A 12,683-nucleotide genomic window follows, 5' to 3' on the forward strand; every position below is an offset into this window, starting at 1 on the left:
TTTTATGTTAATATCTAAAAAGACAGAAATTGCAAAACAAAAAAGGATTAATAATGAAAGTTTTGGGGTTTGATATTGGTATTAATTCCATTGGTTGGGCATTTGTAGAAAACAATGAACTAAAAGATTGCGGTGTTAGGCTATTCACTAAGGCAGAAAATCCAAAAACCAAAGAATCTCTAGCACTTCCACGCAGAAATGCAAGAAGCAGTCGTGTGCGATTAAGGAGGAGAAGAAGTCGGCTTCTTTCTTTAAAGCATATTATTTCTAAAGAATTTGGATTGCACTATGAAGATTACATAGCCTTAGATGGGAATTTACCCAAGGCTTATACAGGAAAGATAGAAAGCATTTATAAACTAAGATATGAAGCCCTAAGCCAAGCAATTAGCAAAGAAGATTTAGCAAGAGTTATTTTACACATCGCCAAACATCGTGGTTATATGAATAAAAATCAAAAGACATCACAAGATAGTGAAAAAGGTGCTATTTTAAGTGCCATAAAAGAAAATTCAAACAAGATTAAACACTACCAAACGGCTGGGGAATATTTCTACAAAGAACTTTTTGAAAACCTAAGAGATGGAACTAAGGAATTCAAAAATATCCGCAACAAAGCAATGAAAAACGAAAAAACAGGCAATATGGAATCAACTTATTACAATACCATTTTAGCAAGTGATTTAGAAAAAGAATTGAAGCTGATTTTAGAGAAGCAACAAGCTTATCATAACTATAGCGATACATTTATCAAAGAAGTCTTGGAGATAGCTTTTTATCAAAGACCGCTAAAGGATTTTTCACACTTGGTAGGATCTTGCACTTTTTATGAAAACGAAAAAAGGGCTTGTAAGAATTCATATAGTGCTTGGGAGTTTATTGCCTTAGGAAAAATCATCAACACTTTAGAAAGCATCAAAAAAGACACAGGAGAAATATTTTCCAATGAAATTATTACACAGATTCTAAAGGAAGTTCTAGACAAAGGAAGTCTAAGCTACACAAAACTTAGAAAAATGATCAATTTAGATGAAAAAGTGAAATTCAAAGGGCTTAAATATGACAAAGAAGGCGTAGAAAAAACTAATCTAATAGAATTTAAAAAACTAAAAGAATTTAAAAAAGCATTAGGAGAGCACAACTTAGAGAGAAAAACTCTCGATGAAATTGCAACACACATAACACTCACAAAAGATGAGAATCAACTCAAAAAACAACTAGAACAATACGCACTATCACAAAACCAAATTGACGCTCTTGCAGAACTTGATTTTAACGATCATATTAATCTTAGCTTTAAAGCACTCTATGAAATCCTGCCTTTAATGGAAAAGGGAAAAAGATATGATGAAGCTTGTAATGAATTAGGCTTAAAGGCTAAAACTAGCAATCAAAAAAGTGAATTTTTACCAGCCTTTTGTGATTCTATTTTTGCTCAAGAACTCACAAATCCTATTGTCAATCGTGCAATTAGTGAATACAGAAAAGTTTTAAATAGGCTTTTAAAAAAATATGGGAAAATGCATAAAATCCACATTGAGTTAGCAAGAGATGCGGGTTTAAGCAAAGAAGCAAGAAATAAGATAGAAAAAGAACAAAAAGAAAACAAAGACATCAATGACAAAGCAGAAAAAACCTGCAAAGAATTTGGCTTAAAACCCAATGCAAAAAATATCCTAAAAATCAAACTTTGGAGAGAACAAGGTGAAATTTGTGCCTATAGTGGCAAAAAAATTACCATTGATGATTTAAAAGAAGATAAGGCATTAGAAGTCGATCATATTTATCCTTATTCAAGAAGCTATGATGATTCTTATAACAACAAAGTCTTAGTTTTTATAAAAGAGAATCAACTCAAATTAAATCAAACCCCTTATGAAGCTTTTGGATCTAATCAAGAAAAATGGAGCAAGATTCAAGTCTTAGCTCAAAAACTTCCCTACAAAAAGAAAAACAGAATCTTAGATGAAAATTTTAAAAACAAAGATCAAATTGAATTTATCAGCAGAAATTTAAATGATACAAGATACGCCACTTCCCTTATTGCTAAATACACAAAAGAGTATTTAGAGTTTTTACCCCTAAGTGATGATGAAGATATAAGCTTAAAAAGTGGAGAAAAAGGAAGCAAAACACATGTGCAAACTATGAATGGAATGCTTACTTCTGTGCTAAGACACGCTTGGGGATTTTCACAAAAAGATAGAAACAACCACCTTCATCACGCCTTAGATGCCATCATTATTGCTTATAGCACAAACTCCATTATCAAAGCATTTTCAGACTTTAAGAAAAATCAAGAAATCCTAAAAGCAAAATTGTATGCCAAAAAGCTTACAAGCGAAGAATACAAAAATCAATCCAAATTTACTGGATTTGAAAAATATCGCTCCAAGATACTAGAAAAGCTTGATTCAATCTTTGTCTCCAAACCGCCTAATAAAAACACAAAAGGTGCATTGCATGAACAAACTTTTTATAGTTATCAGGATATTTTAGAGGAATACAAAACACAAGAAGGACTAAAAAGAGCCTTAGAATGTGGCAAAGTAAGAAAAATAGGGACAAAATATGTCGTTAATGACAGAATGGTAAGGCTAGATATTTTCAAAAAGGATAATAAATTCTATGGAATACCTATCTACACAATGGACTTTGCTTTAGGAGTGTTACCCAATAAGGTAGTTACCATTGGAACAGACAAAGACAAAATCAAAAAAGAATGGAAAACCATAGATGAAACCTATGAATTTTGCTTTTCTTTATACAAAGGAGATTTGGTATTGATTCAAAAAAAGGAAATGCAAGAGTCAGAATTTGCTTATTATAATGGTTTTGATATTTCAAGTGCAAGTATCTCCCTAGAAAAACACGACAATAAATTTGAAAATTTAACAGAAAATCAAAAACTCCTATTCCCAAAAGCCAAAGAAGGGGATGTCGAAGTAAGAGGTATAGGAATACAAGGCTTAAAAGTCTTTAAAAAATATATGGTAACACCGCTAGGAGAGATTCAAGAAACAAGAACTGAAGCAAGACAAAATATCCAACCAAGAAAAAAACATGGCTTACGATGAGGCTTTTAAGAGCATTTTGGTTTCAAGCAAGGTTAAATTGAGCCTTGAACTTGAACATCTTGTGATTCAACAAGATAAAAATATAGCCAAAATTTTTCTTAAAGATATTAATTTCATTATATTAGAATCACTCCAAGCAACCCTTACTTCAAAACTACTTAGCACTTTAGCAAAACATAAAATTATCCTTTTAACTTGTGATGAATTTCATCATATAAATGGGATATTTTCTCCATTTTTAGGACATTTTATGAGTGCAAAAATCGCCAAGATGCAAATACAAGTCAGTTTGCAGAGAAAAGCGATTTTATGGCAAAAAATTATCAAAAATAAAATCTCCAATCAAGCCCATATCCTAAGACAAGCTCATCACACAACAGAATCTAATGATCTTTTTAAACTAGCAAAAGATGTTACTCTAAATGATGCTAAGAATACAGAAGCAAAAGCTGCAATTTTATATTTTAAAACTTTATTTGGAAAAGACTTTACAAGAGAAAAGATATGTTTTATTAATTTTGCACTTAATTATGGTTACGCCATTGTAAGGGCTAATATTATTAGAGCAGTTTGTATAAGTGGGCTTCTACCTTGGTATGGAATAAAACACGATAATATCTATAATGATTTTAATCTTTGTGATGATTTAATTGAAGTTTTTAGACCATTGGTAGATTTTTATGTATTGCATTTAAAAGCCCCAAAAGATTGTGAATTTTTAGACAAAGAAAATAAGCAAAAACTAATCAACATATTGCAAAAAGAAGTAATATTAGAAAATAAAACCTACCCATTAAATAGAGCTATAAATTTCTATGTTCAAAATTTTAAAAATGCTTTATTAGAAAATGAAAATCTCATAAAGGTTAAATTCTAATGGTGAAGGATAAATTTATGCGGATATTACTAATGTTTGATATGCCAACAAAAAGCAAAAAAGATCAAAAAAATGCTACAAAATTTAGAAACGCATTAATAAAGCTTGGTTTTTTTATGATGCAATTTAGCGTTTATGTAAGAATCTGCAAAGGGCTAATGTCTGCCAAAAGCACCATAAAATCTATAGAAAAGATTTTACCACCTTGTGGAAATATAAGGGTTTTAATAATAACAGAGAAGCAATTTGATAATATGCAAATACTTTTGGGAGAAGCATCCTTTAATGAACAGATAAATAATAGCAAGAATTTAACACTTTTTGAATGGAGTGAAAATACACAAGATTATAAATATTCCAAAGAAAGCATAAAATAAAGATTCGGTTTTAAAAGGAATTTTAATCCTGCGTGGCTTACCGAAAACCACTTATTTTAGTCCCTTTTTAAATTTCTTTAGAAAAATTTTAGCATATTTTTCACTAATTTTTCTACTTAAATCCCTAAATTTCTTGGTTTTTTAGGTATAAATTTTACCATAAAGAAATTTAAGAAGGGACTAAAACTCCTTGATAGCAGGTTTTAGAATATCTTTAATTTTACCATAAAGAAATTTAAGAAGGGACTAAAACCATTCATAGACCTACTTATAACAATGTTTAATTTTACCATAAAGAAATTTAAGAAGGGACTAAAACCAAAAGCGTTAGCATTTGTAGCTACAAAGAGTAACCTCGCCCTAAGTATAATTATAGCAAAAATTCATCTTTTTTAGGATTTAAACCTTAAACCATTTTCCCTTGTTTAATATAGATTCTTGTTTAATATATCTTGTTTAGAAAAAAATCGATGTCGTATTTTAGGGCATTTGAGAGGTGTAAAAATGGCTAAAGGTAACTTTTTTAATGTGAAAAACCTTAAACGACTATTTCAACGCTATTGATAAGCCTTTTTTGAGAAAAAATAAGGCTCTCTAGATTCGTAAAATAGGAGTTGCTCGTTTTCAAAACACTTATTTAGCTACAATTTTAGATTATGTGTTACTGATTCATACAAAATATTCAATCTATAAATAAATTTTGGTAAAACAAGGAATATAATAAAAAACTAAATAAAAAATTAGTATTTATCTGTAATTGCTGGTCTTTTAAGCAATGCTTTTGCTATTGATTTAATTTCTGTGGCTACTAATGGAAAATCTAATGAAAATTCTTTGGGTGTTAAAACACTCAATAATCAAGAGATGAGTGAGATTTTGGGCGGAGCTTATGCACAACAAGCAATTAGAAAGCAATATGGAGTTGTAGATAATTTTGGAAATAATATTTATTACACTGCATATTATGAAGTTAGATTGGAAACGGGAGATTCTGCTTATTTTAATCTTGGTTCAGATTATTACGCTGCTATTGCCACAACTTATAATTTCAAAACTAACAAAATTACATCGGAAGTGGTAAAAATTAACAAAAATAATCCTAGCAATGTTAAAACTTTAGATTTTCAAAATAATGTAATAGGCAGAATTAAAAATTATAAAGCGGTTGAAAGCTGGATAAAACAAGATAAAATCAATATTAAATATTTCAAATAACTTGGAATTATTTTTGCTTACCTTTTTATAAAAATGATTTGATGCAAAATCCCAAACAAATTGCAGTAGAATCATCAAAGGTAAGCTATGCAAATTAACACCTCTAATTACTTGAACCTTTATTCTAATTCCTATAATATCAATTCTAAAGAATCTACGCAATCCATAAGTCAAAATTTTAATACCACAGAAAATTTATCACAGAATAATAAAAATAATGTAGAAAGAGATACCAAACAAATAATATCCGAAATTCTTTCCAACAAAGAGGAATTGCCAGCTTATATAAGTCATTCTTATCATCAAAATATTGACAATATAGAAAAATTACAGAATCTAGCACAAGCTCATCTTCAATTTATTGAAACATATAATGGAGTGCTTCCAACAGAATTGGAAGCCAAACAATCAATACAATTCCTTATGCAAGAAGCAGAAGAAATTTTAAGCGTTGCTTATAACAAACAACCTAATAGCGAGGAATTTAGAAATTTACTTGGAATTTTTTCATTCGCACAAGATTCTATTAATGATTTTAGTAACAATAAACAAAAATTGTTAAACCTGTTAAAACAAGGGCAAAGTAGCCTAGAATATGCCACAAGCGATGAGTTTTATCATAAGCTTTTTACAAAAGCTAATGGTTCTAACACACAAACCTTAGAAGAGATTGATAGACTTTCAAAAATTAATGAAGAGCAAGGTTTTTTGAGAGATTATAATGTCAATGCCACTCTAATATCTAGCTATTTACAAGACTTTTTCACTATGGCTAATGATTTTGGATTTATCTCCAAAGACAAAGAAAACAAGATTTATCAAGAATTACAAACAAGTGCTATCTATCTAGGCTCTCAGGGTGGCAATATTGGAAATTCTTTTAAAATTGAAAATTTCACTATTTCTTGGGAGGGTAATAGCACTCTATTTAATGCTTACCTCAATGGCTCTAAAATCTCTATTGCTTCACAATCCACATCTAATGATTTCCTTGCCTCTCTTACCTCTAACTTTGATACTACCCAAAGCATTTTTGATATACTCAATCAAAAAGAAAAACTAGAAAAGGAAAATCAAGACTTGAAAAACAAACAAGCCATAGAGGCATATAGTTATGGCAATGGATATTCTAGCACTTTAACTTCTAAAACTTCTAAAGAAATAGATAGTTTCATTAATCAAATGATCAAGGAAGCAAAAGCATAATGCAAAAAATGCTTTTATTGCGCATTTTTTTGCTTGTTTTTATAACAAACTTTGCTTTTGCTTTTAGCGTTAAATCTCTACAAGAACTCCACAATCAAAATGTTATAAGGCAGCAATATGAGGAATCTTGTGGGGCTTCTGCTTTAGCTACTTTACTTAATTTCTTTGAATTTAGACAATATAGCGAACAAGATATACTTGCTTTTTTAAATCAAAAAACCGATATGTTAAGCTTCAAAGAATTGCAAGAAGTGGCAAATACTCTAGGTTATGCAACTAAAGGCTTTCAACTCCAAAGAGAAATATTAGAACAAACTTCTTATCCTTTGCTTGTAAGAATAGAAAATGACCCTAGATTCCCTCATTTTGTTGTAATTATCAATCACAAAGGCGATTTTATTCAAGTTTTTGACCCTAATTTTGGACAATATAAAGCAACCAAAAAAGAGTTTTATTCTGTATGGGATAGGAATCATACAGGTGGATTTGCTCTTGTAATTGCTAAAAATGAAAACTCCAAACCTATGATAAAAGATTTAGAATTTCCTAACGAAGCATTTTTCAAGTAATTTACAATTCCATTCTAAAATTTATCGCTTTAAAACCAAATATGGAATACTCATTGCTAATCCTTAGCTATAATTTTTTTATAAAGGATTACAATGTTAAAAAGGATTTTAGTCTCTTTTTTTGGATTAATTTCAATTAGTTTCGCTTCTGACCCCATTACTTTGGATTCGCTTTTTAAAAAACAAATTGGCTTAAGAAGTATTACAAGCGTAAGTTATCTAAGTAGTGGTAATGCCTACATTTATAATATGTATCCCACACTTGTGGCACAGCCTGACACAAAAACTTGGACAGATACAAAACAAGTCTCTATTAGTCAAACTTTTATTTACACTCTTACACCTAAATTTGATATTCTTGTAGCTGGTAATGGAAGCTATAAACAAAACGAATATGTAAGCAATTTTGGTTTTTCTTTTGAAAGTGAGAGAAGTTTTGATTTTGATTCTTTATGGATTGGTGGAATTTATACAGGGGATACTATCGGAGGTATTTTTGTCCCACAAGTTACCCTACAAGGTGGAGTTATTCAAAGAGAGGAACATTTTGATGTTTTAGTTCCTTCTTAAATTTCTTTATGGTAAAATTCTAGATGATTTAGTAAATGAAAGAATAAGGTTTTAGTTCCTTCTTAAATTTCTTTATGGTAAAATTTATACCTAAAAAACCAAGAAATTTAGGGATTTAAGTAGAAAAATTAGTGAAAAATATGCTAAAATTTTTCTAAAGAAATTTAAAAAGGGACTAAAATAAGTGGTTTTCGGTAAGCCACGCAGGATTAAAATTCCTTTTAAAACCGAATCTTTATTTTATGCTTTCTTTAGAATATTTATAATCTTTTGTATTTCTCGCTCCATTTAAAAAGTATTTCCTAAAAATAATGTAATTAAACCACAATTACTTATTTAAACAAAGAATCCAATAGATTTATTGAGTAAAAATTTACACCATTAAGATTTTACAAACACTTTTAATAGAACTAATGCTATTTCAATTTCTTTAGCCACCAATAATCCAAATAAATTTAAACCCAACAATCATTCAAACAAACGCACCAATTCCAACCTATTTAAACCCTTTTACACCCCTTTAGCAGAATCACATCAACACCAATCATCAATAATCTAGATCTTTATTTATTGAACCTTATTTATTAAGTCTTTCAATAATAAATTTAAACCCAACAATCATTCAAACAAACGCACCAATTCCAACCTATTTAAACCCTTTTACACCCCTTTAGCAGAATCACATCAACACCAATCATCAATAATCTAGATCTTTATTTATTGAACCTTATTTATTAAGTCTTTCAATCTCTAGCAACTCTTTATTATCCCACCCTTTCCCTTTTACACTAGAATTTCTATCTTTTATTTTTTCAGTTTCTCCCCAACAATCCTAATGTTAAAAATTACAAAGCTCATCATCAAACACCCACAAACCTATACAAAAACCTATACAAACCTTAAATTTACCATTTTAAAATATTTATATTTTATTCTATTACCTTCCAATACACAACTCACACATTATTGATTAAGCAACCTATTTGCATATAATAAGACTATTTAAAAATATAAAATAATATTATTATCTTTAAACCAAATACTATTTCTCTTTTTTAAGACAAATTTACCGCTAACAATAAGCAATATCTCTTATATTAAAATAACTTTTTTCTTTAATAGTTTTCAAGTATTTTTATTTTTATTATCTAAATCTTATATTTCTTATATCCATTCACACACTTATTATCTATATTATCTTATAATTCTTTTCTATCTATTCAATGATTTAGTTAATATAAGTTTTACAAGGGAGAAATAAAAAGCAGTTTAACTCATTTTCTTTTACACTCTCATCTCCGCACCGTCCTACTTTACCACATCTGAAAGTTGCAGTATCATCAGCGAAGAAGAGCTTAACTTCTAGGTTCGGAATGGAGCTAGGTGGAACCTCTTCTCTATTAGCACGAAGATGACAATGTAAAAAAAGCCTATTAGTATCAATCACTAACTAAGATTTAAGAGTGCTTTACACTCATTAAGGCAGTGGCTTAAAGTCTTTATATTAAGCCAATCGGTCTATTAGTAGTAGTCAGCTAAACATATTACTATGCTTACACCCCTACCCTATCAAGCAGGTAGTCTTCCTGCGACCTTCAGGGATTGTTCATCTTGGAGTTGGCTTCACGCTTAGATGCTTTCAGCGTTTATCACATCCATACGTAGCTACGCTGCGATGCCCATAGCAGGACAACAGCTACACCAGTGGTATGTCCATCCCGGTCCTCTCGTACTAGGGACAGATCTCCTCAACAATCCTACGCCCACGGCAGATAGGGACCGAACTGTCTCACGACGTTCTGAACCCAGCTCGCGTACCGCTTTAAATGGCGAACAGCCATACCCTTGGGACCTGCTCCAGCCCCAGGATGCGATGAGCCGACATCGAGGTGCCAAACCTCCCCGTCGATGTGAGCTCTTGGGGGAGATCAGCCTGTTATCCCCGGGGTACCTTTTATCCTTTGAGCGATGACCCTTCCACACAGAATCACCGGATCACTATGACCGACTTTCGTCTCTGCTTGACTTGTTTGTCTTACAGTCAGGCTGGCTTATGCCATTACACTCTACAAATGATTTCCAACCATTTTGAGCCAACCTTTGCAAGCCTCCGTTACTTTTTAGGAGGCGACCGCCCCAGTCAAACTACCCACCAGGCATTGTCCTACTAGAGGATAACTCTAGCTAGTTAGCAGACAGAAACATTAAGGGTGGTATCTCAACGATGGCTCCATCTCTACCAGAGTAAAGATTTCATAGCCTCCCACCTATGCTGCGCATAATGCTCCCATCGGCAGTGCCAAGCTGTAGTAAAGGTCCACGGGGTCTTTCCGTCTTGCCGCGGGTAGGAGGAATTTTCACCTCCACTACAATTTCACTGAATCACTCTTTGAGACAGCTCCCATCTCGTTACGCCATTCATGCAGGTCGGTATTTAACCGACAAGGAATTTCGCTACCTTAGGACCGTTATAGTTACGGCCGCCGTTTACTCGGGCTTCAATTCAAAGCTTCGCCTTGCGGCTGACTAATCCTCTTAACCTTCGAGCACCGGGCAGGCGTCACACCTTATACTTCCTCTTACGAGTTGGCAAAGTGCTGTGTTTTTGGTAAACAGTCGGGAGGGACTCTTTGCTGAGACCTAATTGCTTAGGCACACCTTATCGCGAACTTACGGTGTTAGTTTGCAGAGTTCCTTAAAGAGAGTTCTTTCACGCGCCTTAGAATACTCATCTCATCTACCTGTGTCGGTTTGCGGTACGGGCAACATTAGCTAAACTTAGAAGCTTTTCTTGGCACGACGATCTTAACAATTCTCTCATCCATCCGAAGACTTCAGAAAGCCTGTTGGGTTTGGGATACGGGAGCGGATTTGCCAATCTCCTAACTTGCACCCTTCGGCTAGCATTTCTATCGGCTAGCTTGTCTTGACCCTATGCGTCCCTCCATCGCACACTAATGTTGGTATTGGAATATTAACCAATTTTCCATCGACTACCCCTTTCGGACTTGTCTTAGGACCCGACTAACCCTACGATGACGAGCATAGCGTAGGAAACCTTAGATTTACGGCGAAGTGGATTCTCACCACTTTTATCGCTACTCATTCCTGCATGCTCACTTCACACCGCTCCACCACTCCTTACCGGTATGGCTTCAACGCTGATGTGAACGCTCTTCTACCACTGTGCATCAGCACAATCTACAACTTCGGTGTCTATCTTAGCCCCGTTATATTTTCAGCGCAAAATCACTAGACCAGTGAGCTGTTACGCTATCTTTAAAGGATGGCTGCTTCTAAGCCAACCTCCTGGTTGTCTAAGTAACTTCACATCTTTTTCCACTTAGAATAGAACTTTGGGACCTTAGTTGGTAGTCTGGGTTGTTCCCCTTTAGACGATTGATTTTATCACCCACCGCCTGACTCCCAAGATACGGTAATAGGTATTCGTAGTTTGACAGGGGTTGGTACCGCGGTGAGCAGCCCTAGCCCAATCAGAGCTCTACCCCCTATTACTATCACTTGAGGCTATACCTAAATATATTTCGAAGAGAACCAGCTATCACTGAGTTTGATTGGCCTTTCACCCCTATCCACAGCTCATCCCAACCCGTTTCAATGGGTACGAGTTCAGTCCTCCGGTGGGTGTTACCCCACTTTCAACTTGGCCATGGATAGATCACTCAGCTTCGGGTCTGCAGCATCTGACTTAAGCGCCCTTTCAGACTCGCTTTCGCTACGGCTTCACATTAGTTTAACCTTGCCAGATACCACAACTCGCAGGATCATTATGCAAAAGGCAGTCCATCACCCTGATAAATCATAGGGCTCTGAATGATTGTAGGCAAATGGTTTCAGGTTCTATTTCACTCCGCTCACTGCGGTTCTTTTCACCTTTCCCTCACGGTACTGGTTCGCTATCGGTGTAGTAGTAGTATTTAGGGTTGGAGGGTGGTCCCCCCAGCTTCAGCCCGGATTTCACGTGTCCTGACCTACTCTGGATCCTGCTACCTAAAAATACTCTTTCATATACGGGACTATCACCCTCTATGGCTATCCTTTCCAGAATGTTCTATTAGAGTATTTTAGTGGATATTGCAGTCCTCAACCCCGAATGCAAGCATTCGGTTTGCCCTATTCCCCTTTCGCTCGCCGCTACTAAGAGAATCTCGTTTGATTTCTTTTCCTCTAGTTACTGAGATGTTTCACTTCACTAGGTTCGCTCCATTTAAGGTAATATGTATTGCTACATATTGGGTTGCCCCATTCGGAAATCTAGGGATCAAAGTTTCTTGACAACTCCCCCTAGCTTATCGCAGTCTAGTACGTCCTTCATCGCCTCTACTACCCAAGGCATCCACCATTTGCCCTTCACAAGCTTAACTGACTTTATTCTAACGCCACTGCCTTAAAGAATGTAAATCTCTAAGATTAACAATCTTTAGGCAAATCTTTAGTTATTTGTTTGCGTGATTGTAGTTATTTACTTATATAGGCTTTAACAATGAGTTTTTAAATAACTTTTAGACTTAAAAAGTCTAATGTGAATCTTAAGATTAAAAAAACTCACATTAAACCTTTTAATGGTGGAGAATAGCGGGATCGAACCGCTGACCTCCTGCGTGCAAAGCAGGCGCTCTCCCAGCTGAGCTAATTCCCCAATGGTGGGCTTAGGAGGACTTGAACCTCCGACCTCACCCTTATCAGGGGTGCGCTCTAACCACCTGAGCTATAAGCCCCTACTCTAAAGCTTGGATGATCTCTGAAAACTAAGCAGGAAAAAAGACTTCCT

Annotated in this window: 7 protein-coding genes, 2 tRNA genes and 2 rRNA genes; 7 read left to right on the forward strand and 4 right to left on the reverse strand. The window is 34.0% G+C overall.

The annotated features are described in order from the left end of the window. Positions 1-50 precede the first annotated feature (50 nt). From cas9 to HCAN_RS07740, 7 genes are all read left to right on the forward strand, one after another. Positions 51-3,077 (forward strand): type II CRISPR RNA-guided endonuclease Cas9, encoded by a 3,027-nt coding sequence (cas9, locus tag HCAN_RS07710; RefSeq protein WP_231232594.1) that lies wholly within the window; start codon positions 51-53, stop codon positions 3,075-3,077. Continuing rightward, on the forward strand, positions 3,064-3,954 hold the full coding sequence (cas1, locus tag HCAN_RS07715) for a type II CRISPR-associated endonuclease Cas1 (protein WP_006656553.1): 891 nt from the start codon (positions 3,064-3,066) through the stop codon (positions 3,952-3,954). Before cas9 ends, cas1 begins: the two co-directional genes overlap by 14 nt. A 17-nt stretch (positions 3,955-3,971) precedes the next feature. Then, complete coding sequence (gene cas2 / locus HCAN_RS07720; protein ID WP_231232588.1) at positions 3,972-4,331, forward strand: CRISPR-associated endonuclease Cas2; 360 nt, start codon at positions 3,972-3,974, stop codon at positions 4,329-4,331. Between the two features lie 801 nt (positions 4,332-5,132). Continuing rightward, positions 5,133-5,546 (forward strand): hypothetical protein, encoded by a 414-nt coding sequence (locus HCAN_RS07725; RefSeq protein WP_006656988.1) that lies wholly within the window; start codon positions 5,133-5,135, stop codon positions 5,544-5,546. An 87-nt stretch (positions 5,547-5,633) separates the two neighbouring features. Next, positions 5,634-6,752 carry a hypothetical protein gene (locus HCAN_RS07730; RefSeq protein ID WP_006656556.1) on the forward strand — a complete coding sequence of 373 codons (1,119 nt, stop codon included), beginning with the start codon at positions 5,634-5,636 and terminating at the stop codon, positions 6,750-6,752. After that, complete coding sequence (locus HCAN_RS07735; protein WP_006656557.1) at positions 6,752-7,321, forward strand: C39 family peptidase; 570 nt, start codon at positions 6,752-6,754, stop codon at positions 7,319-7,321. The genes HCAN_RS07730 and HCAN_RS07735 overlap by 1 nt, the downstream gene beginning before the upstream one ends. Before the next feature lie 93 nt (positions 7,322-7,414). Further along, positions 7,415-7,891: a hypothetical protein gene (locus HCAN_RS07740; RefSeq protein WP_006656558.1), complete on the forward strand. Its 477-nt coding sequence runs from the start codon at positions 7,415-7,417 to the stop codon at positions 7,889-7,891. A 1,295-nt stretch (positions 7,892-9,186) separates the two neighbouring features. On the opposite strand, the gene rrf is transcribed toward HCAN_RS07740, so the two are convergent. The 4 genes from rrf to HCAN_RS07760 all read right to left on the reverse strand — a co-directional run bounded on the left by rrf (position 9,187) and on the right by HCAN_RS07760 (position 12,630). Continuing rightward, positions 9,187-9,302, reverse strand: a 5S ribosomal RNA gene (gene rrf / locus HCAN_RS07745). A gap of 90 nt (positions 9,303-9,392) precedes the next feature. Next, positions 9,393-12,275, reverse strand: a 23S ribosomal RNA gene (locus tag HCAN_RS07750). 200 nt (positions 12,276-12,475) lie between these two features. Further along, a tRNA-Ala gene (locus tag HCAN_RS07755) sits at positions 12,476-12,551 on the reverse strand. A gap of 2 nt (positions 12,552-12,553) precedes the next feature. Continuing rightward, positions 12,554-12,630: transfer RNA gene (locus HCAN_RS07760), tRNA-Ile, on the reverse strand. Positions 12,631-12,683 lie beyond the last annotated feature (53 nt).

It is taken from the genome of Helicobacter canadensis MIT 98-5491 (assembly GCF_000162575.1).
Taxonomy (GTDB): domain Bacteria; phylum Campylobacterota; class Campylobacteria; order Campylobacterales; family Helicobacteraceae; genus Helicobacter_D; species Helicobacter_D canadensis.